This window comes from Salinicola salarius (assembly GCF_003206135.1).
In the GTDB taxonomy this organism is placed as follows: Bacteria; Pseudomonadota; Gammaproteobacteria; order Pseudomonadales; family Halomonadaceae; genus Salinicola; species Salinicola salarius.
Genome location: NZ_PZJT01000002.1, coordinates 120,662 through 145,435, shown reverse-complemented (window position 1 = coordinate 145,435; position 24,774 = coordinate 120,662). Strand labels below are relative to the sequence as shown.

Annotated in this window: 20 protein-coding genes; all 20 read right to left on the bottom strand. The window is 50.2% G+C overall.

The features are described 5' to 3' along the window. Positions 1–265: 265 nt before the first annotated feature. The 20 genes from DOM32_RS01840 to DOM32_RS17675 all read right to left on the bottom strand — a co-directional run bounded on the left by DOM32_RS01840 (position 266) and on the right by DOM32_RS17675 (position 24,773). Positions 266–1,282, bottom strand: a complete 1,017-nt coding sequence (locus tag DOM32_RS01840) for a phytanoyl-CoA dioxygenase family protein (RefSeq protein ID WP_110630668.1) — start codon at positions 1,280–1,282, stop codon at positions 266–268. A 52-nt stretch (positions 1,283–1,334) separates the two neighbouring features. Next, on the bottom strand, positions 1,335–2,609 hold the full coding sequence (kdsB, locus tag DOM32_RS01835) for a 3-deoxy-manno-octulosonate cytidylyltransferase (protein WP_110630666.1): 1,275 nt from the start codon (positions 2,607–2,609) through the stop codon (positions 1,335–1,337). A gap of 14 nt (positions 2,610–2,623) precedes the next feature. Beyond that, complete coding sequence (kdsA, locus tag DOM32_RS01830; RefSeq protein WP_110630664.1) at positions 2,624–3,466, bottom strand: 3-deoxy-8-phosphooctulonate synthase; 843 nt, start codon at positions 3,464–3,466, stop codon at positions 2,624–2,626. A 12-nt stretch (positions 3,467–3,478) separates the two neighbouring features. Further along, positions 3,479–4,201: a glycosyltransferase family 2 protein gene (locus tag DOM32_RS01825; protein WP_110630662.1), complete on the bottom strand. Its 723-nt coding sequence runs from the start codon at positions 4,199–4,201 to the stop codon at positions 3,479–3,481. Next, positions 4,198–5,769, bottom strand: a complete 1,572-nt coding sequence (locus DOM32_RS01820; protein WP_110630660.1) for an aminoglycoside phosphotransferase family protein — start codon at positions 5,767–5,769, stop codon at positions 4,198–4,200. Before DOM32_RS01820 ends, DOM32_RS01825 begins: the two co-directional genes overlap by 4 nt. Further along, positions 5,756–6,136, bottom strand: a complete 381-nt coding sequence (locus DOM32_RS01815; RefSeq protein WP_110630658.1) for an HAD hydrolase family protein — start codon at positions 6,134–6,136, stop codon at positions 5,756–5,758. Before DOM32_RS01815 ends, DOM32_RS01820 begins: the two co-directional genes overlap by 14 nt. After that, positions 6,133–7,302: a glycosyltransferase family 61 protein gene (locus DOM32_RS01810; protein WP_110630656.1), complete on the bottom strand. Its 1,170-nt coding sequence runs from the start codon at positions 7,300–7,302 to the stop codon at positions 6,133–6,135. Before DOM32_RS01810 ends, DOM32_RS01815 begins: the two co-directional genes overlap by 4 nt. Next, on the bottom strand, positions 7,296–8,075 hold the full coding sequence (locus tag DOM32_RS17680; protein WP_157957004.1) for a glycosyltransferase family protein: 780 nt from the start codon (positions 8,073–8,075) through the stop codon (positions 7,296–7,298). Before DOM32_RS17680 ends, DOM32_RS01810 begins: the two co-directional genes overlap by 7 nt. A 26-nt stretch (positions 8,076–8,101) precedes the next feature. After that, entirely contained in the window at positions 8,102–11,428 is a 3,327-nt protein-coding gene (locus DOM32_RS01805) for a glycosyltransferase family 29 protein (RefSeq protein ID WP_110630654.1), read from the bottom strand. An 18-nt stretch (positions 11,429–11,446) separates the two neighbouring features. Beyond that, positions 11,447–12,409 carry a KpsF/GutQ family sugar-phosphate isomerase gene (locus DOM32_RS01800; protein ID WP_110630652.1) on the bottom strand — a complete coding sequence of 321 codons (963 nt, stop codon included), beginning with the start codon at positions 12,407–12,409 and terminating at the stop codon, positions 11,447–11,449. 13 nt (positions 12,410–12,422) lie between these two features. After that, complete coding sequence (locus tag DOM32_RS01795; RefSeq protein ID WP_110630650.1) at positions 12,423–13,514, bottom strand: KpsE/RkpR family capsule polysaccharide export protein; 1,092 nt, start codon at positions 13,512–13,514, stop codon at positions 12,423–12,425. 33 nt (positions 13,515–13,547) lie between these two features. After that, on the bottom strand, positions 13,548–14,207 hold the full coding sequence (locus DOM32_RS01790) for an ABC transporter ATP-binding protein (RefSeq protein ID WP_110630648.1): 660 nt from the start codon (positions 14,205–14,207) through the stop codon (positions 13,548–13,550). Between the two features lie 29 nt (positions 14,208–14,236). Next, the gene (locus tag DOM32_RS01785) at positions 14,237–15,043 is read right to left on the bottom strand and encodes an ABC transporter permease (RefSeq protein ID WP_167400640.1); all 807 of its coding nucleotides are present in this window, start codon (positions 15,041–15,043) and stop codon (positions 14,237–14,239) included. A gap of 51 nt (positions 15,044–15,094) precedes the next feature. Then, positions 15,095–16,840, bottom strand: coding sequence for a polysaccharide biosynthesis/export family protein (locus DOM32_RS01780; RefSeq protein ID WP_110630644.1), 1,746 nt, complete (start codon positions 16,838–16,840; stop codon positions 15,095–15,097). 96 nt (positions 16,841–16,936) lie between these two features. Next, a complete protein-coding gene (locus tag DOM32_RS01775; RefSeq protein ID WP_157957003.1) occupies positions 16,937–17,290 on the bottom strand; it encodes a DVU3141 family protein in 354 nt (117 codons plus the stop codon). 358 nt (positions 17,291–17,648) lie between these two features. Next, positions 17,649–18,749: a glycosyltransferase gene (locus DOM32_RS01770; RefSeq protein WP_208625278.1), complete on the bottom strand. Its 1,101-nt coding sequence runs from the start codon at positions 18,747–18,749 to the stop codon at positions 17,649–17,651. A gap of 85 nt (positions 18,750–18,834) precedes the next feature. Next, a complete protein-coding gene (locus DOM32_RS01765; protein WP_110631114.1) occupies positions 18,835–21,117 on the bottom strand; it encodes a glycosyltransferase family 2 protein in 2,283 nt (760 codons plus the stop codon). Between the two features lie 41 nt (positions 21,118–21,158). Continuing rightward, complete coding sequence (locus DOM32_RS01760; RefSeq protein WP_110630640.1) at positions 21,159–22,517, bottom strand: hypothetical protein; 1,359 nt, start codon at positions 22,515–22,517, stop codon at positions 21,159–21,161. Positions 22,518–22,564: 47 nt separating this feature from the next. Further along, positions 22,565–23,626 (bottom strand): UDP-glucose 4-epimerase GalE, encoded by a 1,062-nt coding sequence (galE, locus tag DOM32_RS01755; RefSeq protein ID WP_110630638.1) that lies wholly within the window; start codon positions 23,624–23,626, stop codon positions 22,565–22,567. A gap of 115 nt (positions 23,627–23,741) precedes the next feature. Continuing rightward, entirely contained in the window at positions 23,742–24,773 is a 1,032-nt protein-coding gene (locus DOM32_RS17675; protein WP_157957002.1) for a hypothetical protein, read from the bottom strand. Position 24,774: the final 1 nt, after the last annotated feature.

The following is a 24,774-nucleotide window of genomic DNA, read 5'->3' as shown; positions in this document are numbered from 1 at the left end:
AGCCATGCAAAGCCTGCGGTCTGGCGCTGTCGACACAGTCTGTGCAGCATCGGGCAACACCAGATAATGGACAAGATGGTTTATCTCGCACTCATGACTTCAGTCGGCGTGCCTTAAAGTTAAATACCGTTCGTCAAGCGGCAGTTGGCATAGGCGCAATTGGTGAGGCGGAGTCAGAATATTCGCAACGTCTGAGGAGCCCAAAACGAAAAAAGCAACCCGAAGGTTGCTTTTCACTGAAACGAAGAGTGATGCCGTGAGAAGCCTACACGCGTTTTTGCTCGATCACATGCCAGGATGATTGCTTGCCCTTGGCGGCGGATCTGGCGTCCTCCTGCCGACGCATGCGCTGGAGCACACGATACTGCAAGCGGTTGAAGTATTCGAATCCCAGCCCCGGCAATGGCAGGAAGGGGTTGGTCCGGCTCATGCCCCATAGCGCCAGGCGGGAGCTGCCCGGCTCGGCATTGCCCCGGGCATGGACACCGAAGGTATTGGCGATGAGCAGCGTGTTAGCCGCGACCCGGAATGGCCGTGGGCCGCCCTCGCCCAACCTTTCAGCCTCTTCCTGGCTTACCCGGAACGAGCCACGAGCCGTATAGCGATCCGCGTGTTCGCGGGCACGCAGGCTCATCTGGTATTCCCACTTCAAACGCTCACGGTGCGGCCGATTGGAGCCCGGCACGAACACGAACGGGCCATTCTCGTCGGTCACGTCCTCCAGATAGAGCCAGAACTTCATGGTGGGCTGGAACGTATCGACATGCAGGTTCTTCTGCGGGTCCCGCACCGTGTCATTTTTCCGGCTGCCGTTATGCACGTTCTCGATATGGCAGATCGGCAAGCGGGCATGCCCGGCACAATAGCGGAACAGCCGCTTCAGCGCGGCATCTTCCAGCACCGCCTTGACCTGGGGCAGCTGCTCCAGCACTTCCGGCGCCAGCAGAATCCGGTGGGTATTGGTATCGCCCTGGCAGCACTCGCGGATTTCACCCTCGTATTCCCGCACCGCCTTCACCAATGCCAGGAACTGCGACTCGGGCAGGTAGCTTTCCTTGAGCACGTAACCGTACTGCTGGAACTGCTCGCGATCCGCCCTGGGCACGCCCGGCGCCAGCATCGCCATGCGCAGACGAGACATCCAGTACGCCAACCAGACACGCCCCACGTGAAGACCGTAGCGATTGAGATGATCGTTCCCTATGAGAGGGTTGGCCTTGAAAGATTTGGCGCCGGTGAATAGCTCACCCAGCCAGATCGGATATTGAAAAACCCGTTTCATAACGGTTACCTCCGGTTCATCTCACTGCCCCAGCCCGCCATCGCTCAGGCCTTCATTGCGCCATCGAATGCATGACACGACTATAGCCTTCCACCGACTGGAACACATCGGCCTTCCCCTGAGCTTCGAGGATCTTGTCGCTGAGATAGCGCAGCGCGCCCGCCCCACCCGAGACAGGCAGCACGCCGGTAGCCGCACTGGCGATATACTCGGGTGCATCATTCACCGTAAAGCTCAGCCCGCAAGCGCCAAAAGCGGGAAGATCTATCGAGTCGTCCCCCAGGCACACAGTCTGTTCCTTGGTAACCGCCGCCTGTTCCTGAAGGAGACGGCAGGCTTCCGCCTTGTCTTTCACGCCATAGAGAACGTGTCGAATACCCAGATCCGCAGCCCGCTTTCTCAAGGTCGGCGAATCACGTCCCGACAGCAGGGCCACCTGCACACCACACGCCATCAGCATCTTGATCCCAAGACCATCGCGAACATGGAACGTCTTCGTCGTTTCCCCCGCTTCGGTGTAGTGCAAGCGACCATCAGTCAAAATGCCATCCACGTCAGCAATGACCAGCTTGACGTTGGCTAGCGGATCAGCGGGGGCGTATTCCTGCCCGAGGAAACGCGCACGGACCCGTTCGAGACACTCAGGCGTATCGACGCCGGGCCCCGTCGGCTCGACCTCGACGGCGCGGATCGTCATTCCCGCGTACAGCAGCCGCAACTGCTCCAGCACTTCCGAGCGTTCCAGCATGGGTGAGGCCAGGCGACCATAGCGCTCCAGAACATCGCGACGGTAGGCATAGACGCCAATGTGCTTCAGGAAACTCGCTTCGGCGGGTTCTCGCGGAAACGGAATTGGCGAACGGCTGAAATAGAGGGCATCGCCATTCTCCTTGAGCACAACTTTGACACTGTTCGGACTCTGCGCTTCCTCATGGGAGATCGGATGGCAGAGCGTACCGACATGAACGTCCGGCCCGACGTCTTGCATCGCCGCAGCCAGCCGTTCGAGGTCGCCGGAGCGAATCAGAGGTTCGTCGCCCTGCACATTGATGTAAAGATCGGCCTCAACCTGTTGCATCACCTCGACCAGACGGTCGGTGCCGGAAACATGGTCGGGAGAGGTCATGACCGCGTTACCACCGAAGCCGGCAACGCAATCCACTACCCGCCGATCATCGGTAGCCACCCATACCGCGTCCACATTGCCGACGGCGCTGGCACGCTCGTAGACATGTTGGATCATCGGTTTGCCAACGATATCGGCGAGAGGCTTGCCCGGCAAACGACTGGAGCCGTAACGAGCGGGAATCACAATGACTGTTTTCATGAAGGACAACCGGCTCAGTCGATCTGGAGTTTGGGCAGTGACTTCACCGCGTCGTCTATCGTCTTGATATGGGTGAGAAACGGCTCGAGCAGATGCAGCGGCAATGCGCTTGGCCCATCGCACTTGGCGTTGTCGGGATCGGGATGCGCTTCCAGGAACAGACCGGCCAACCCTGTCGCCATGCCCGCGCTGGCCAACTCGACGACCTGCTGCCGACGACCGCCGGATGCGGCGCCGCCCGGATCGCGCTGTTGCAGCGCGTGGGTCACGTCGAAGATGATCGGCAGATCGCCGGAAACCTTCTTCATGACACCGAAGCCCAGCATATCAACCACGAGGTTGTCGTAACCGAAGCATGTCCCCCGGTCGCACAGCATCAACTGCGAGTTACCCGCCTCGTTGAACTTCTCGACGATGTTCAGCATCTGAGCCGGGCTCAGGAACTGCGGCTTCTTGATATTGACCGGCTTGCCGGTTTTGGCCATGGCGACGACCAGATCCGTCTGTCGCGCCAGGAAGGCGGGCAGTTGGATGATATCCGCCACTTCGGCCACGGGCGCCGCCTGCCATGTTTCATGGACATCGGTAATGACGGGAACGCCGAATTCGGACTTGATGGCCTCGAATATCTTCAGCCCCTCTTCCATCCCCGGACCACGATAGGAATGAATGGAAGAGCGATTGGCTTTGTCGAAGCTCGCCTTGAACACGTAAGGAATCGACAGCTTGTTTGTTACCTCGACGTAGTGCTCGCAGGCCTTCAGCGCCATATCGCGAGACTCAAGAACATTGATGCCGCCAAACAGGGCGAAGGGTGAATGGTTATTTAAGCTATCAATAACGATTTTATTACTCAACTTAATTTCCTCTCAGTCTGCTAAAGGGCCACGATCGACGAGCGCCTCATATTCATCCGGCGTGCCGCAAAAATCGATATTAAGGGAAGAGACTTCCAAATATCGAATATCTTTACCGGCCTGAATCAAAAAGTTATACAAAGGAGCGACATAAAACTCCCCTTTTGACTTTATATCATTCTGGACAGCGTTTTCAAAAGCGGATAAAAACAGTGCTTTTGACGCAAAATGGTAGAGTCCATCGCTGCACAAATCAGATATTCTGTCTTTTTCCGTAGTCCGTAAAACAGTAAAATCAACTCCAGGCCCTACGAATGACCAATGGTCGCCTTCCCCGTGGAATACCTCAAGATAACCGTCACTATCATTGATAAAGTCAGGCAACTCAAAGTCGTACCGTAGAGTATCGATATTGAAAATAGTGATTGGCTCTTCGTCAGCAACGTCACACAAACCATGCGCAACAGTGTCTGCTTGACCTTGCGTCATGGCATCAAGGACGACAATCGAAAAATCAGAAATTCCAAGGCGGTGTATTTCAGCCTGGACAAAATCTCTAGCTTGATAATCGTCCCGCAGAATAAATAAAAAAGTTTGCTGATCAAAATACTTGTGGAACGAGCGCATCACCCAATAGAAAACAGTCTCGCCCCATAATGGCAGCTGATATTTAGGCCTATCGTAACCGGCTTTAAAAAAGCGACTACTGGCGCCGACCATAGGAATGACAATCACGAACGTACCTCCTTTATTTCTGCATACAATCGTAGTGCGTTCGCGAGCATCGCCTGTTGACGGTCCGGCCTATCGGAATGCAGAGGCAGCATGGATAAGAACAGTAAAACCACAAGAGGTTGGATGTCACGAGTGGGAAGACCTGGGATAAACTCAGTATCTAAGAACAGTTTTTGTATAACCAACAGGCGGTCACTGATGTCGAATTCAATGCCCATATCGAAATCATCGAATAATTCCAAACGATACCGGCCAGCAATAATATAGTCGTACATCCCTACGACCGAATGAAAGAGTTTAGCCAGATCGTAGCACTGGTCACCATAAACTGTGAGCTCGCCACCATCGTTGATCCCGCGCGGATCTATAAGTTTCAGATTATCGGCACGAGAGTCGAACAGCATGTTGCTGAAGCATAAATCGCCGTGAATCCAAGCTGGTATCCGGGGCAACAAAAGTATCCTATCAACACAGTATGAGGCTATCTCTTCCAAAGTTCCAAGAGGTTCACCCCGGTAGTGTACGAAAGTTTGCGGAGTGTACATCCCGTCTTGAGAAAACTGAGAAAGCCTTTTATAAGTTTTATCTCGAATGAGCACTTCAAAGTCAGATTTTACAGAATACCGAAATGCTTCCGAATCCGGGACCGAACAACGAAAATCGGCGAGTAAATTACCAACTAATGAGAATATTTTTTTCCAATAAAACGGGGGATTGAGCCCGTAAACATAAACCTCATTAAGCGGAGGAAGCGTCAAGTACTCCAGGCTATAACTCACGTCGTTTTCGCCGTCGTCCTCGACAGACATCAGCTGAGGAGCATATTTTTTTAGATGAGCAGGCAAATTTTGGAACCATTGACTTTCCGCTCGAATTTTCTGAGCTGGCGAGCCGGTTTTAGTTACTCTGCCATTGCCAATTTTTAAGTCATTAAAAGATCTCTGAGTAGTAATCTTTTCCCGAGACTTAAAGTACGTATTTAAATGCCCCAGATCAAACCAATCTTCAACACGAAAAAACGCAGAACCATTGTCACTACTGTATGCTTTAACTGCCTCGACAAAATCCCCGCGAGATAATGCCAATGCCTGAATGAATTTTCTAACATTAGAGAAAGAAAAATAACCGCACCAAATCAGCTCACTATCCTCGCCGACCTCTTCCAATTGCCAATCATAGTTCTCAGTAGTTTTACTGATACCCACCACATCCAGTTCACCTGGAAAATGTTTGAGATAGGTATCTCCATGTAGCATGTACAATTCTTCGTCTACGGTGCCCGTCGAATTTAAAACATAGAGAACGGACTCACCCAAGCTAAATCCATCGGGGACCCGAACGACAAGTATATTTTTTAAATCAAACAATGTGCTATCCGACGCACTGGCGAAATAGCTATTTGGCAGCGACAAAACAACTCGCTGATCATTAACAGCACTTTCTTCAATAGTCTGCAGCTGGTGCTGTAACAACAATTTATTGCCAAGAGGTAGCATACAAGCAGGAACTTTACCATATTCAACCTGCAGTTCGGGTACCACATAGCCCGCTGAATTAATCAGGATCATTAGGCTTACTCGTCAATGCCCGGAGTTTTTCATAAGATAGATTGACAAATTCGTCAGGTCTGACAGCTTTGTCATCAATATAAAAGCCCTCCTGACCACACCATGGCTTACCGACATAGAGTTCATCATATGGCACTCCATGACGCTCAAGCCATTCAATAATTACAGGCAATGTGTTTGCATTAATCTTACCAAGATTGCCTTCATAAGTACGCATATTCCTACTAGTAGCTATAATTATTTTAAAACCTGCAGCCCTATACTCTCTAAGTCTACTAACAACTTTGACATTGGGCAGTGAGTTTTTATAATCGCCAGCTACCGTAGTGCAAATAGTATCGTCTAAATCACAAACAATATTTTTCATAAAGACTCTTGTGCATTACCAACGACGTCCATTAGCAAATCCTCATCAATAAAATAATCTGAATTATTACCATTACCTAAAGGCTTTCCGATGATCGAGCGGACTTTTTGGTTATAGACGCTTTCTGTGAAATGAAGTATATATCTAAAAAAGGCGGAGGATTGCAACAGGATAATATGCGTATCAGGAGGAAAAAGAAATTGATTTTGTACACCTCCACCGTATTGCGAAACCACAATAGATGCTTCAGAAAATTTTTCTTGTTTCTCTTCTAGAGTCATGTTACCAGGTGTTAAAATCTCGAAACCGCAACATTGCAGTTTCTCTCTAATATTATCCTCGTTTGTAACTGAGCGCACACCCTTGCGATAGTCATTTCTATCCAAAAAAAACATTTTTCCCGGCACCTTAGGCTTCGAAGAAAGTCTATTTAGAAAGAGTGCTGATTTCCTCCTAACCCACTTGTTATTGATAGCTAGCTTATCGCTAACATACAACTCATTCACAAAAACCGTGCTACCACCTGCAAACACCACCTCATTTAAATCCAAGCCAAGAGCAGACAAAAATTCTTTTTTATATTGTGGCAGCGATTCTTTGTCGCCAGCCTCTAACACTAGAAGTTTAAGATCATGCTTAACTTTCTTCAGCTCAAAAAAATTCACCAGTAATGTTAGGGTATCCCAAACAAAGTGGCTGTAGGATTCTGAACGCAAAGACGAGAACAAAAAAACTGGCTGTGACACATATTTGGAAGCAGTAATAGGATTATCAAAAGAAGCTTCACCGCGCCCAAGTAAATTGAGGCTTAAACGAGACTTAACCGCCTCTAGATAATTAGGCTTTAAATGATTCACGCTCTTGTAAACATTGTCATTCAGCAAGTGATCAGTAAAAAGCTTGTTATCACTAGTGATGATGCCTCCATTATCGAAAACCACGGCGCTATCAAACCTGTATACCGCATCATCATTGAGAAAGAAGCGCTTTCTTGAACGGAAATTTTCTTTTAAATATCCATCAGCTTTAACTTTGACACTCACACTTTTTTCCGGTGAAAAAAGATATTTTAAATAAGACTTCTTTTTCAAATATTCATCTGGATCAATAAAAAGAGACAGTGATGAAGTGGTTCTAAACTCACTCCTATGTAATAATTTCAGCATCCACCCTCCCCAAAAAGAATTTTATAAACTCGATTTGAAAAGTCTTTTGATAAAGCGCGAGCCTCCAAAAGAGATCCAGGAAAATTCTTCGCAGATGTAAGCCCTTCTTCAACCGAAGATACTATAGGCGGAAGATTTCTTAAACTATAAAACTTGCTGCCAAAAGGTATGACAGCAACATTTTTACCAAGCAAAGCTGCCCAATATGCACCATGATAACTACTAGTTACCACAGTTTTAGCTGAAGCTAGAAATGCTATTGCACCACCAAACCCTGACTTATCATTATTAAGGAGGTGGGGAATATTCAAAGCACGCGCTTCTTCGGCAAGAGGCATTTTTCCAGCATGGCCATAGACTACTGATTCATGCTTTATTTCAAACTGCTTATCAAACAACGGGTGCATGCAAGAGGCGCAAGGAACATAAGTGTCGAGGGCTCGATAATCTCGGCACCCGTATAGTTCATAACCTTGAGAAAACTTCTCGTGCTTGGAAGCATCAACAATTTCATCGGTCGCTTGTGTTGCTCCGACTCCCCAAGCTATATGCTTGGCTGACGGAAACAATACTCTTAACTCTCTGCAGTGTCTAGCTATTGCCCCGCCACCAATAATCACGACATCAGGCTTAGCATCATCAGGTATATTTCTGACGTCTGCTTTAACTATTTTAACATCAGGCGAAACTTCAAACCCAAAGTAGTCCAATGGATTGCAATATCGATCACCAATATTTTTTGTATCTCGATAATGCACGCTAAGTATTTCCATACCCACCCCTCTAATCATTCACTTATTTATTCCACAATACTATCTAAAACTTTTCGCTCCGCGATCCAATTGTGCCGAACACTTACCGATTTCTTAGAGGCATAATGTGAATTCTTGCCTACCTGTTGATCTATCATTGAGAAACCATAGACCTGCTTATGGGAAATTGGACCTATCAAAGTGTAGATCCAGTATAGTATTTGCAGGCCCGCACTAGGAGCTGACCCAAGCTCCGTAGACAGTCGCTTGTAAACCTCACTGGGAACAACAGCCACACTCTTATGAAACCTTTGAAATAAATTAAACGTCTCCACACCATCAGGGAGTCTTGAAATCCAATTTGAACCACTAATAATTACGTTATCTATATTTTTCTCAGACAGCCCCATATTTTTCGGCATTCTAACCCATATAGAGGTTTTAGTGCCGTAATCTTGGCTGTAGGGGAAGTCCACATTGAAATCATTAAATCTGATGACGCATTCGAAACTATCGATGACCTGACCGTTCTCGCTGCCAAGCTCACAAGGTGAGTTTCCAACGAGACAGAAATTACTACGATTTTGCTTTACATATTTCTCAAATTCACGAACAGATTTAATAACATTTTCATAAATTTGATCAACAACAAAATCAGATTGATTAGAAGGTTTCACCGTTCCACTCAGAACATAAGAAAGGTACAAGTATCCAGTTATAAAAGAGTTATTTTTGCCGCTTGGAAACGATGAAAGCATGCTATCGAAATAGCCACCATCAGCATACATTGCAGCCATGGCGTTTCTATCACTATTACTTAAACCTGCCAGGCTTTTAAGCTTAGCTAGCACTGCGTGCAACTCTTTATTGTATCCACGAAACTCCCAAAGAAATTTTGCATAAGCTAAAAGGCATTTTTTATTCTTCCATTCGGTTATCTCACAAGCATAGTGGAAATCTGATTCGGCTTTAGGACCAACATCACCACTAGACACTCTTACTTTGGCTCTTGCAAGATAGGAGTCAAAATCCGAATACGCTGCTACTGCGAAGTTAGCGAGAACAAGTGCATCTGCATACTTGCCTGACGCCATTAAAGATTCTATTTTTTTGATATGGGACTGACTGTTACCCATTAGACTAGGTGAAGGTGTCGGCTGTATGTTTTTAGCTTTAATCCAATCTAAAAGTTTAAGCGATTCTTCCGGAGTACTTTTTTGTAACGTGAACGGATTTACGTAAATTGGGTAGAGTATATATGCGGCGGCAAAAACCTCTTCCACACTTAGTTTACGCTTACGCCTATCGACGAGTTGCCGATCATCAGTCAGCCCCCATCCTGAATAAAAAGGAGCACCAACGGTTGTAACTTTTATGCCGCGAAGCAGTGCTTCAAAGCCAGAAAGCGATGTGATAGTGTACACGTGATCAATAGTTTCAAATGAATCCGACAATGAGACCTGATCATATAAAACGTCTGCGACATCTTCTACAACTGAGGGGTCTGAAAGTCGCTTCCTAAGTCCAGACAGGACATCTGGATGTGGCTTATAAATTATCTGAGCCTCAGGATTTTCAAACTTCGCCAAATACACCAAATCATTATTTGTTATTTGCCTACTGCAACCAAAGACAATAGAAGCGTCATCTTCCACCTGCCCTATGACTAAGATCCTTTTTTTTGATTTAACCCCGTAATATTTCTCAATATCGACAGCGTGATTGAAATTATATTTACTTGTACCTTTCTCAATCATGTCCCGAATCATACCCCTACTCCTTTCCATAAGCCGGGGGTTTGAATCGAAGTCATATTCATTGAGAATTTTTTCTAAGCGCGACTCTTTAGTAGCATCAAAATAAATACCTGAATCATCATCAATATATGATAAGGGGATTGGCTGCAACCCGCCTAGTCCAACGGAGCGGATAAAAGCATCTTCGATACGATGGACTGAAATACCGAGCTCTCGCAGTTTTCCTTCGAGTCCATCAGGATCTTTCCTACCCCAAATTACAACTCTATCGCCTTCAACTGCACCAAAAGCTGAGATAATTTGAGAAGCAGTTAACGCAACCTGCTGGCTCACAGGCATATTCAAAGAATAAACGTTAAAGTGGTTTTGCAACTGACGTACGAAAAAAGTGACTTTTTGCAGACCAAATCCAAATAGGAATGCTTTCGGGCCGCCCTTCTCTATTCGAGCAGAAAGCTGCTCGACTTTTATTACTTTTCTATTTTTATTTTTTTCATCATTAGCGACAGAACTAATGCTGGCTTTTTTCTTCAACTTTGAAACGATCAGATCTATTACTTCCTCTACTTCAACTTGGATCTTTCTGTAAGGATCAAAATATTGCGGATATAGGATATATGCAGCAGAAAAAATCTGATCAACGGTAAGTTTTCTATCTCTCCTTATATTTTCCTGACGATCATCCGTCACGCCCCAGCCTGCATAAAATGGACAGCCAAGAGTAGTGACTGATATTCCTCTTATCAGAGCTTCGAGGCCGACCTGAGATGTTATTGTATAAACTCTCTGAATATTCTCACCAAGTAGAGAACATATCGAAATATCCTCATAAATCACCGTCGCGATATCTTCCACTTCTTTAGGATTAGAAAGCATTTCTCGTTTTTTTGCAATAACATCAGGGTGGGGCTTATATAAAATCTCGGCTTCGGGATTTTCTAGAGCAGCAATATTAACAAGATCATTGTTCGATATTTTTTGCTTACAGCCGTAGATAATTGAAGCATCATCTTCAACTTGACCGACAACCAATATTTTTGGTTTGTCTGAAAGAGATTTGCTTAGCAACTTCTCATTATTATGATTATATTTACTGATATCATTTTTTATTATTTTGTTTTTTAGCTCTGCCGCGCGTCTCGATAACTCTTTGTCGTTATCAAAATCATAGCTGCTTAATAACTTCTCCAAATCCGTTTCGACCGTTGCATCAAAATATGGAGCTTTTGAGTCAAAACATAGCGACATGGGAGGTGTATGATTAGCTCCAAGGCCGACTGACCTTATAAATCCATCCTCTACGTATCTGATGGGCTTAATAGTATTTTTCATCGGCACGGGAAGATTGTGCCCCCAAACTAAAACCTCTGCATTTGGAGTGTTATTTATAAGCGGAAGCCACTTTTTTTCAAGCTCCACATCACTTGTTTTAAAAGGTACATATATAAGGGTTTTCCCTGACATCCAGGATTCTAAAAGAGGCCTCTTCCAATCATTGACCCGAAAAGCAAAGATTGGGTTTTCTACATTAGCCACCTTTGCTAGTTCTTTCTTCTTCTTTGCGGCATCTTCAAAAAATTTGACTGGGTGCTTGATCAACTTGGTAACTTTACTCATCAGACTATTCCTTAACTATCAAGCATCAAAGCTTTTGATAACGCCAACTGGCTCAAGCTGTTCATTAACTACAACCAACGATGTCAATCTTTTTTCACGCATCAGGCTTTCACACTCATAGAGGTTGGAGCCTCTGGGCACGGTCGTAGGCATTTTTCCCATAATATCCTCTGCTACGAGCGCCTCGGTTTTACCGTATTTCTCTATCGCTCGGCGCAAGTCCCCGTCAGTTACGACGCCAACCAAGGCGTTATCTCGAGAAAGAATACAGACAATTCCTTTGCCACCTTCGCTGATCTGATGAACGATGTCGGAGAAGGACGCTCCTTCCTGAATGGAGGGCACGGGGTGCATGACTTCCTGGACCTGGGTTAGCAATTTTCGCCCCAGCGATCCGCCCGGATGGAATCGGGCAAAATCGACCGGCATAAAGCCACGTCGATCCATCAGGGCGACTGCGAGGGCATCCCCCATAACGAGCGTAGCGGTCGTAGATGTCGTCGGTGCCAGATTGTTGGGGCAAGCCTCTCGCTCGATGGACACGTCTAAATGAATGTCTGCAGCAATAGCAAGCGTCGAATCCCTATTTCCGGTTATCGCGATGCTCTTGGCCTGGATATGACGAATGTAAGGCAGCAGTTTCACGACTTCGTCAGTTTCACCGCTGTAGGAAATCAATACGACAAGATCGTCAGCGCCGATCATGCCCAAATCGCCGTGATAGGCCTCACCGGGATGCACGAAGAAGCTTGGCGTACCAGTGGAGGCCAAAGTCGCGGCGATCTTCCTCCCGATGATCCCGGACTTCCCCATACCAGAGATGATGACCTTACCTTGGCACTCATGCATCAGATCAACGGCGAGAATAATCTCGCCGTCCAGGGATTCACCTATGGTCTGGAGAGACTTGGCCTGTTCCCAGAATACGTTGCGTGCGACTTCCAGTGACTGATCCTTGTCGTGAATTTTTTGAGCTTCCATGTTCGCCTCGGCTTTAGTCTCGATGATCTCTAACGATCAAAATCAACATATTCACAATCAGCGTGATAAACAGCGCAATTACAGTAAAGAGTACGATGTCATAAAGTCTTTCAGGCCGCTCGGGATATTCAGGCATCGTCGGTGATTGGAGAACCGAAAGCTGTTTGAGCTTGCGAGCCGCTTCGATACGCGTATTTTCCAACGCGGACAGCGCTCCGGAATAGCTCTCCTGTGCGAACTGCGCCTGCAGTTGCAAACGTTGATACTCGGATGAAACGGCATTCAGCGAATCACCAGATTTGGTAGCCAGCCGTTGCTGTTCTTGAGTGATCTGCTCATTAAGCGCCCTGATCTGGCTATTGATGCGGACAATCTGAGGTGATTGGGAACTCTGGAAGCTCATCAATGCACTCTTCTGCGCCTGCAAGCTGGCTAGTTCACCCTGCAAGCTCGACACAACGGAACTCAAGCTCTCTACCGTTCCTGTTGGAGATACGAGACCGTTTTCATTCTGGTATTCCAGCATTTGCTGGCGGGTGTCTTCATAGCGCTGTTTGAGTAGCTCGACTTGCCCTTCGAGGAAACTGACTTGCTCCTCGGCGAGCTGCCTGCCCAGTTCATTCATGTGCCGCTCGCCTTCTTCCAGAAGTAGGGAGGCAACTTGATGGGCTTTTTCGGGCGTGAATGCTTCTGCATCAACACGAAGCACGCCGGCATAGTCGTCAACTTCTATGGATACGTGGTCCAGATAATAATCGTAGATTTTCTCCAAGGGCTCGTCGGCGCTGCTCAGTCGACTAAAGATATCGGCACCCGAATTCGCATAATGCTCGCTGTAATCAGCGTTATCGATCAAATACTTCAACATATCGACAGAGCGCATGTAATCGCGCAGCACCAACATGTCGGCGTTGCCGCCACCGCCTGTCAGCAAACTGCTGAAATTCAACTGTGGCTGGGAAAGCTGCGGACTTTCGAGAACAACATTGGCATGAGAAACGTAACGATCACTCGCCCATATCCCCCAATAGAAAGCGTTGACGATGATCGCGAGGAAGCAAATAGCCCAATGCGGGTGTTTCTTGAGATAACTCTGAACTCTCATATTCAATACTTACCCATAACGTTATTCGTACTACTAATCAGTTTCATGGTGATATTCTGCAATGGCATCTTCAATATTGTCATACCAAAACGCTTCACCCTGCTTCAGGTAGATGCCAGCCTGACACATTTCTTTAAGGATACTCTCGCCATGGGATACCATAATGAGGCTAGCCTTGCTCACTCGGTCTTTAAAGGCCTTCTGAGCTTTCTTCTTGAATGCCCGATCCCCTACCGCTGTTGCTTCGTCCGAGAGATAGACATCGAAATCGAAAGCCAACGATAGTCCAAACGACAATCTGGCTCTCATCCCGGAGGAATAGGTACTGACCGGCTCATCGAAAGCTGGACCGATTTCTGCAAAGTCCTGAACTTCCTGCATCAGCTCGTCCAGCCTGGCTTTGACTCCATGTATTCTTGCCACGAACTTGACGTTCTGCCGTCCGGTCATGCCTCCTTTGAATCCGCCGGCCAGGCCGATGGGCCAGGACACACGGCGGCGTCTGATAATGGTGCCCTTGTCAGGTCTATCTATCCCCCCTATTAAACGAAGAAGCGTCGATTTACCTGCGCCATTGCGGCCGACCAGACCAACGCTAGTACCATCAGGTATTACCAGATTAATATCCCGCAACACCCAGTCGCTACCGTGATGATTATGGTAGCGTTTATATAAATGGCTAATTTCTATCATCCCACATCGCTGCCTATCAGTACCTATGGTTATAGGGCCTTCAGCTTTGCTGAAAAGCGAATGTGCATCAGCAAGCCAAGTGTCAAACAGGATAATGCCCATAACCATAGATAAGTTATGTCTATACCATTAATGGTATGGTAACCGTCAAAAAAGGAGAGCCGCATGCTTTCCAGCCCGTGCACGATAGGGTTCCAGAGTACGTACTGCTGGAACTGATGCGGTATATAGGTGATAGGGAAAATTACGCCAGAAATAATAAGCAAGGGCAAGCTTATTATTTTTACAACTTTTCCAACCTCAGATACTAACGTCGATACTACCGACAACAGTACCCCCAAACCGGCCCCCAGCGCCCAGAGCGATAGCCAATCCAGCAAGGCGCCAACGCCAAAATCAGGAAGCAAATCAAGCTTCAGAAGCTCTCCGACAAAGATGAACAACAAGAAAATAAAACTTCTTATCATTCCTTCAGCAAAGCAACGTACCAGCACCGGATCAATCGGCAGAATCTGCCGATAGGTGAACAGGCCACGGCTGGCGTCGACCGCCCCCATGGGTTTCATCATGGTTTCGCGGAAGATATAGAAGCCCATCAGCCCGACAATCATCCAGGGCACGAAGTCAGCACCGGCTATGGTCCTTCCACTCATGATGAAAGTACGAATCCCCACCATGACGCCAATGGTTGCCAATGGCTCGAAGATCATCCAGAACCAGGCCATACGATCCGCCGTGGTTCTTGAGACCATTTCACGCGAAAACATTGCAGCCCAGACATCCCATGTAACACGCAAAGGATGTCGGGCAGCTCCATCATTCTCTAAAGAAAACATTGTCGTAAACCTGAAGCGGCGAGACGCTGCCGCCTCGCCGCTCGATTGAAATTAAAGATCCAGCGCGACCTTGGTCGCAACGGCCACCTGATAGAGGATCTGTGTGATGCTAGTGGCCAGCTCAATGTTGCTGGTCGGCGCAGCCGGCAGCACCATGATCTCGTCCCCGGCTCGAACCCTTGTATCGCCAGCGCGAATGACGGCGCCGTTGCGATGCACGACGAGCACCTGGTCTTCATCCGCTCTTGGAGTGTAGCCACCCGCTTGCTGAATATAGTCTTCGGCGCTCAGGCCCGGCGTGTAGACCATCGCCTGGGGGATCGTCACTTCGCCACTCAGCAGCACGGAATCGGTGCTTTCCGGAATGGTGATCACGTCGCCATCCTGCAGGCGGATGTCCGCGATGCTGTTGTCCCGGGCGACGACCAGTCGGCCAGTCGGTTCGACCTGAGACGCCTTCTGCACGAACTTTTCGATCAGCTCGGCCTGGCGAACCTGAATCTCGCCTTCTCCCGTCGTGCGTGCCGGGTAACCCAAATAGGTCTGCTCCAGCCGACGCAGGCTCTCCTTGAGCGATTCTTCCTGCTGCTCCGCGACGCTTTCGCGGCGAATCGAAACGTCCTGATAGCTGGTCATGCTCTTGGGCACGCTGATCGCGTTCAGGAACTCGCCCAGATGCGCATCCCGCGGCAGCACGTAACGAGAAGGCCCGTAGTAGCTGCCTTCGACCTGCACGACGATGCTTTCGGCACGCTGATCGGCACTGAACATAACCTCGTCACCGCGCTCGATCTCGGCTGTGCGGAACTCGTCCAGAGTCAGGTAACGTGCGACAGGCCCCTCCGGGCGATCTCCGCGCAACAGCACATGAGAAACGCCGGAGCGCAGACGTGCCAGGTTGGTCACATCGCCACCGGTCAGGCTTTCCCCTGCCAGCTCGTAGCGGAACGGGCGCTGAACGTCCCCCACCACGGCGACCGCCGGGCCACGCTCTTCGACAACGATGGTGTCGCCATCGCGGAACTGCGGGTGCGGCATGTTGCCGTCGATCAGGAAGTCATAGAGATCGATCGTGTCGACGGTGCGGCCGCCGCGCTTGATCACGATCTGGCGATAGCTGCCCAGGGTCTGGTCGATACCACCGGCCTGATCGAGGAAGTAGAGCATCGAATCGCTCGGCGTACCGGAGTAGCGGCCAGGATTTTTGACATAGCCAGTCACGAACACGCCGACCGGCTGCACGCCCTGCAGATTGGTGTAGACCTGGACGTTTTCCGGGTAGACCGACTTGATCGCGCTGGTCACACGGGAATTAAGCTCACCGTTGGACGTGCCCTGCACATTGAGCGGCCCGATTCCCGGCAGGAAGATGTTGCCCTGGGAATCCACCGTCAGCACGCTCTGCATCTCCGTGCCGCCCCAGACCCGCAGGTTGATCTGGTCGCCCGGCTTGATGGTGTAAGCCGGGTTCAGGCCATCGGCCATTACGCCACGAAAGCCGCCGGTGAACAGGTTGGCACCGAACGGCGGCAACATATTGGGGTCGACCGGCGGCTGGTCAGGATCGACCGGACCGTAGTTGGCACTGTTCCAGTTGGCCCGAGGCTGGTCGTCGACTGCCTGCTGCTGGGCCTGCTGCCCGTCAGACCCTTGCGTCCGAGAGGTCATCGATTGGGCTTGCTGATCCTGCGGAATAATGCTGCCGGAACCAAAGGATTGGGCGTTAGCCAAACTGACGTTCAGGCACGCTACCGCCACCAGGCACCCGGCCCGGAAAAACGATGCTGCATGTTTCATGCAATACTTCCTGTAGTGTTTCGCGCAGCTTCAACGCCTGCAATCTCCGGTGAAAACGATACACGCGGTCACAGGCATGAAAGCAGAAGATTTTTGTTACGGATTGCTGGGGCTAGTTAGAACATGCGTCACCAAGCGCTGGGTATACCAGCCACTGCCTTCGACCAGGCAAGCGAGCTGTGCTCGATCGGCACTTTGCGGTGCCCCCTTCCTTGCAACATCCAGATGCGCACAGAGCCGGCCGCTACCGGCAAAGTAGCGCTCCTGCACAATGATGGAGACATTCGAGCCCCAAGGGCTCTTGGGAAACGCGGCGATACTGCCGGGCGTGGCATTGTCGAGAAAGCTCGAGATTTCGGGGCCCGTGGCCGCCGCGCCCTGCATGGTGGCTACGGTATCGCTACCATAATGGCCACTTTGCGTCGCACAGCCGGTTATTGTGCCGGCCATCGCGGCAACGACCAAAATTCTGCCAATGCCACGTCGAGAAGATAAAGACGACCTACGACTAGGGAACATGTTTTGCGCTCAGTCTAGGAAAAGGATGGAGCCTAAAAAATAGTGACCTACCCCTGGATCATGAACCCAACGGGAAGCGGCCAGTCGAATAGGTTACTGCAACCGAGGAGGTTACCAAAGTCATGACACAAATCTAGGCCAGTTCTAAGTCTCGCGCCTGACGAGAACTCATCTGTACCAACCAACAAAGGTGAAGCTGCAGGAAAAGCGTATCAGGACCGGGTGAGGTTACTCGGAAAGATATTGAGAAAGGGGCAAACCAAGAGATGTCACCGCACCGACAATGGCGTCATTGTCGAACGTCAAGTAGCTCGGGCGTGCGGTAATCCAGCCGGGCGGAGCGATCGGCAGGGAAGCGGTTAGCTTGCATGCGTGACCACCAGAACCGTTGCGCTAAACGGTTATCACCAATAGTCGACGCTTTTTCCCGGGCCTTGTCCGCCATCCGACGCGTTCTATCCCTGTCATCGGTGAGCTGTAACATGGCATCGGCCCAGGCCTCCGGATCGTCTTCTACCAAGAGCCCGTCTACGCCGTGGTGCACGATGCTTTGATAAGGCTCCCGGTTGCTGAAGATGCCCACGCCCCCCATCGCGGCTACATCCAGGTATTTGATGAATGACTTGGCATTGTTGAAAGGTGTGTCCCACAGAGGCACCAAACCGACGTGGATACGCTTGAACCGCTGGTAATGTCGGAACGCAGCCCAGGAAAGAGGTCGAGGCGTTGCTACTCTGGAGAGCAGTTTCAGCCTGTCAGGAGTATGCCTGCCCAACATGATTTCAAAGTTAATGGTTGGACGCCGGCCATGAGCGATCTGGATCGCCGGAGCAATATGCTCGAGGTCCGGCAAATGAGCACGCGTGCCGTGAAAAGCCAAGGTCCAGTTCGGATACCCAAAATGTTCGAGACTATCTGGTTGGGATAACCAGGGGGGCGTCATCATTTGAACGTTTCGATGTGCTTTTTTCAGAATTGTCTGCAAATGCAGGCTCGGTACGACGACCTCGGTTGCCAATGACAAAAGCCGTGGCTGATGATCTGAAAGGATACCGGCCAGTCTATGACGATAAATCTGTGGCAGTCTCTCGTCTTGTACAGCAGCCTCGAAATCGTCGTCTATCAGGTAATAAACAGCGCTCCAGGTACGCTGGGTTTCCAGCAGCTCTATCCATCTCAAGGGTAACGATCGACTGACCAGTATATAGGCCCCGTCGACCAATTTTGCGAAGCGCTTTTTGCTCATTGGCGGCACGGTCCACCGCCTGGTATTGATCTTCTTTACTTCACAACCTTGATCGGCTAGCCAAGGTGCCACGGAATTTAGAAAATAGATGTCTTCTGTCGGCAGAGCAGTATCACTCAGCACGACCCATTTAATATTAGACAAACCCTGCCCCCTTGGGCGTTTTTATAAACTTACCGAAGGCCTTCTACGAGATCTGAAAGAGAGCTTAAAAATACAAAGGGAAGTTTCAGCGAAGAGAAAAGTCTTCGTGGACAAGCGTCAGATTAGGATTGTAGGCGGGATCCGAATCCAAGGCCGGCCCCCAGGCTTTTCTCATATAGGCGACTTCACCTGCTGCTCGAGCCCGCTTCTTGGCGTTGTCATCCTGCCCGCGTGAGACCGACTCATGGTGGTAAAGCTCGGCGTAGGGAGTCCACAGGTTCCGATACCCCGCCTTGCGTACTTTCAGGCAGAAATCGACGTCGTTGAAAGCCACGGGCAGGTGTGTCTCATTCAGCCCATCTACTTGTTCGAATACCGATCGGCGTACCAAAAGGCACGCTGCGGTTACCGCCGAAAGGTTGTGGGCCAGGTGCAAGCGGGTGAAATATCCCGGAGAATTTCGACTGAAGTATTTATGGGCATGCCCTGCCACGCCACCGATCCCGAGAATGACGCCAGCATGTTGAACCGTTTCGTTGGGGTAATACAGCTTGGCCCCCACGCAACCGATTTCAGGGCGAGTAGCCTGTCCAACCATCTCGGTTAACCAACCCGAATTGATAGGCTCGATATCGTTATTGACCAGACCAATGATGTCTCCTCTGGCCTTCCGTGCCCCGAAATTGTTGATTGCCGAATAGTTGAACGGCTGATTCCAATGCAATACTCGCACTCGCGAATCACGCTCGCTGACTTTGTGCATATAGGCCAAGGTCTCAGCACAAGTGCTCTGGTTATCCAGGATCAACAACTCGAAATTGGGGTAATCGGTGCGCTCGAGTATCGCATCGACACAGGGCCTGAGAATTTCCACTCGATCACGGGTCGGCACCAAAAGGCTAACGAGAGGTGCCGGCTCAGGTAGCGGCCAGTGCACTCGATAGGTATTGGGGTACTGCCCGTGCTCGGCTCTGGCACTTGGATGATGGCTCGCCAGATAAGACCTTACGGCCTTCAGGCCTGATTCGCTGGTATAGTCCTTCCCCTCACTCCCCTTTGCCGTAGAGCCTTCTCCCGCCCGCCAGTGATAGAGCACATGCGGAATATGCACGATCTGTGAAGGTGCCAAACGCGCCGTGCAGCGCAGCGCCAGGTCATGATCCTGACTTCCTTCGAAGCCTTCACGGAACCCGCCTACCTCGCGTACCAGGTTGGTCCTGTATACCCCCAAGTGGGAAAGATAGTTCTGCGCCAATAACAGGTCCGGATTCCATTGCGGCTTGAAATGCGGGTCGTAGCGTTCGCCCGCTTCGTTGATCTTGTCCTCATCGCTATAGAGCAAGCCGGCTTCCGGATGACGCTGCAACGCCTCGACGATGTGGAACAGTGCGTTAGGCGTCAGCATGTCATCGTGATCCAGTAGCGCCACAAACTCCCCACGCACCAAATCCAAGGCACTATTGCTAGCCGCGCAAATATGGCCGTTTTCCGAGCGATACGCTATCTGAATGCGGTCGTCCCTGACGGCATACTCAGCCAGCAGATCGCGAACCGCGGTATCAGTCGAAGCATCGTCAGCTATGCACAACTGCCAACAGGCATAGGTTTGTTCGAGTACCGAGTCCAGACATTCACGCAACCACTCCAGGCGCGGGTTATAGACAGGTACCAACACCGAAATCGTTGGTTTGAAAGAAAGCGTTGCCAATGCCTGGGATAGTTCTTCAGGTTCAGGCTCACGCAAGTCTGCCAGCCAGCCAGAATAACTGCGTTGGGCCGACATTCGTTCAAAGGTAGCGTCATAATCCGCTAACGCCAGCTCACGCCAGTGCCGGCCTTGCTTCAGAGCCTGACGCTTCAGCCTCGGCAAGACATCGGCCTTGGCGATATCGCGCCAGTGGTAATGCATATTCGCCAAGCGTTGCGCCAAACGATCGTGAGCAAACCAGGGCGTCAGCCACACGATGCGAAAATGGCGAAGGGCAAAGAACCCTTCGCTTTCCATCGGATCGAATCGAAGCGCCTTGAGCCGGCCGGGAACGTAAAACAGTCGCTTGGTGATACGCCCGCTCTTTAGCGGCAAGTAGATACTCTGCGCCTGACTGAACCCCTCCCCGGTATCCATATACAGCCGCACCGATACGCTGGGCTGGTCGTGATCCATGGCCACTTCGAGCATGTGCCAGCCCGGCAGCGGCAGGCGCTTGAACAGCCAGAACTGAGGGTCATTGCCGGTAGCCTGCCAAGCCCAATGCTGGCGGCTGCCTTGTTGGCTCAGATGATGCCAGGGCTTGAGCCAAGGTGTCGGTTCGATGATCCATGGAATATAACGCGGCCATTGCACGGGGCTACCGAACCATGACGACATAACAGCCTTATGGTGTGGCGAGTGCTTCCCGGTCTCAGAGGTCACTTGGCCACCTCGTCATTTGCCTTGCCAAGGCGCTCCCGCAGGCGGTCAAGAATCTTGCGAATCCCCTGCCCTTGCGGGCGTCTTTCCTGGGCGGTTCCCATGATCAGTAACGCCTCTTCGAAATACCCCAGGCGCTCCAGGGTCAAGCCAAACTCTCGTAGATAGTCAGCATCTTTCGACTTCTCGTTGCCCAGGACCTGACGAGCCTGAGGCGATAGTGCCTGCTGAGGGAAAGCCGGTTCGGCGAAATCGATATTCAGAACTTCCAATAAACGGAAGAAGGCATAGCTATTCGCCCCTTGATCGCGGAGACAAACCGCCTGATGACGAATCGCGTCCAGTGTTTCGGGGGCATCTTCGGCAAGGCTCGCCAAGGGGGTTGCCAGATCCAGCGATCCCAAGGGGGCATTATTACTCCCGCTGTCGATCGTGCCTAGCGCCGTTGCCAACTCAGGGAAGCGCTCAACGACCGGCTGCATCTGCCCCTGAAAATGCCCGACAAGCCGATTCATAACTTCTTCTGGAAGATCCTGAGAATGATAGCTTCGCAAGTCATGAGCCCGGTCGGAAAAACCCTGAAGACTCCAGTCCACCTCATGGGCCATGCGATCCGGCAGGTTCACCAGTGCCGTGTTCAACAGGCGCTTGAGTTCTAGCGCAGAAGCGACATAGCTGCGGTTGGTAATTTCGGTCTTCGGGACCCAGGCTCGTGCCTGCTCGGCACTTGCCCCAAGCGCTTCAAGAAAGGCCCGCTCGATCGGTGGCCCATCCTCCCGGGGAGAAATATAGGCGCGAAAATCACAGACTGAATCACCGAAGGCATCGGCCCAGGCCAGCAAGGGAACGCCCGCCAAGTGCCCGGTGGGTGTTTCCAGGGCCCACTCGACCTCCTGACTCAGGCGACGGGTACTCATGTGCCGCTTTATGCCCTGATTGTGGTTACCGATGAGGTAGTCGAGCGGATTGCGCAAGAACGCCAGTACCCTGACGTTCAACCCTTGGGTCATCTGGCGCAATTCAGCGTGCTTGCCATAAAAGGCCTCCGCTGACAGCAGCAGCGTCAACCCTTCCTGCCGTGCTTCATCCAGCCACTCCTGAAATTTTTCTCGAGCAGCCTCGAAATCACCATTGATGAGCCGTCCCGCCACCTGAGTATGGCCGCCAGAAACGCCATTCTTGTCCAAAGAGTGCTCAGGGTAATAGAAGCCCAGCTTGCGCAGCTCGGCCGTGTGGCCGAGGCAAAAGCGCTGGATGGCTGAGCTTCCCGATTTTGGGGCACCAATATGGAATACGACATCGGGAGGCGGTTCTATGCCGTTGCCTTCCCGCCAGGCGCGAAGTACGCGTTTAATCATGTCATTGCACTAAAGAGGCTATGAAAATTCGAAGCTCGCAAACAGCTTCACAAATTATTGGTCGTGATGGCGCTGATCCCAGCCTGCGCTTTGTCCAACGGATATTCATCAGGATGCGGCAGGTGGCTTATCCGTTTCTCCCACGCCCAGGCGTGGCGGATAATCGCTTCCAGCTCGGCATATTGCGGCTGCCAGCCCAGCTCCTGCTTGGCCAGTGTGGCATCGGCAACCAATACTGCGGGGTCGCCGGGGCGGCGATCACCCTCCTCAACCCTGAGTGAGCAGCCATCCTTCGCTACCACGCGCTGCACGGCGTCGATAACCTGCTGCACCGAATAGCCCTGACCGTTGCCCAGGTTATACGCCAACGCGCCCACCTTCTCACCGCGTACCAGCACTTCAAGCGCCAGAACATGAGCGCTACACAGATCTTCGATATGGATATAGTCGCGTATACAAGTGCCATCCTCGGTAGCGTAATCGCGACCGAATACGGTAATCGAATCACGCCGCCCGGAAGCCACCTGCAGGATCAGCGGGATCAGGTGCGTCTCCGGGTCGTGGCACTCGCCCAAGTCACCTTCCGGGTCAGCTCCACAGGCATTGAAGTAGCGCAGGCATACCGAGTTGAGGCCGTGGGCCGTGTAAAAATCCTGCAGCATGCGCTCCACCATTAGCTTGCTCGCCCCATAGGGATTGATGGGCCGCTGGGGGTGCGCCTCGTCGATGGGCGCGTACTCCGGCTCGCCAAAGGTCGCTGCTGTGGAGGAGAAGATAAAGTGCTTCACCTCGTGACGCACCATCACTTCCAGAAGGTTGAGGGTGTTGGCCACGTTGTTGCGATAGTACTTGCCCGGATCCTGCATGGATTCGCCTACCAGGCTCGCCGCAGCGAAGTGCATCACGCCATCGATACGATGCTCGGTAAACAGCCGCTCCAGCAGCGAGGTATCCGCCAGATCCCCCACTACCAGCTCGCCATGCCGAGCCAGCTCGCGAAAACCGGTGGTGAGATTATCCAGCACTATAACCGAATGACCGGCATGGGAAAGTTGCTTGACCATATGGGAGCCAATAAAGCCAGCGCCGCCAACCATAAGCAATATCATTGAAATTCCCAAATCATTCTCAAACAAAAACCATTGTACATAATAAAAAGCACATACTTAAAACAATCAAATTACTCACAAACAATTAAACTAAAGAAAAGGCAAGAGGCAGCCCTCAGCCCTCAGTCTTTCCTGCCCTTTCCCTCAAAATCTCAACATCGTTTTTTAGACTATTTATTTCTCGCGCCTGTCTTTCGAGGATTTGGAACAAAACAGAATAGGCAATGTTATGATTTATTGAAAAACCGTTAATCTTTTTTTCTTGGAAATTTAATCTAGGCTGACCTCGCTCTTCTAACATCGTATTGACTTGTTCTTGGTCATCTTTGGTTGACTCCACGACTAACTTCATGTCTTCTTCAGACGGCAATAAACTGTTTAGCCAACTTACCGGATCGGTTTTAAAATCAATATGAGCGGTTTGAAAAAGGCGTTCAAAGCTAAACGGAATCACTTCATCATACTGTTTGTCATTGAAAAAAGCTCGCAAAACTAATTCTTCATTACCAGGAGACTCGTTAACTCTGGCCAGATCAATGGCTTGCTTATCAACTTTGAGCAAACCAATAAAATCCATTACAACATCTCCTACATGATCAAAATTTCTCATAACAAATTTTTCACCAAAAAATTTTGCCCAAGGAGAAAATGCCTCTGCAAATGCGACCGGCCTCCTTTCAATATAATCGCGAAAAGAAACAATATTTCCTTTGTACGTTTTATGCTTTACCCCCCACTGACCATAAGCAGACTTTGCCCATGCATCATGCCTTCTCACATACCCAACAACATATACTTCATGCCCCGCGTTTTCCAAGCGCTTAATTGGATTTAAAACCCCCCAATGCCTTCCAAAAAACCATTCATTACTCCATACAACTGTATGCACACCATCTTTTTCTAAAAACTTTATATTTTTATCAAGAACTTCATCAACCTGCTTTTCCGCCTCTAGCTGCTCAAGTTTAAGAAACTCTTCTGTAGCAGAATCTTTTTGCCAACTAAAAAGTTTCACAGGAGCATTTTCCAGCATCATACCCAGATATTTAACACCTGCTTTCTGCAAACCTTTATCGGAATTAAGCAAAGTGCGTTGAATGGAGGATGTGCCAGTCTTACCAGCACCAATATGGAAAAAAATTTTCATA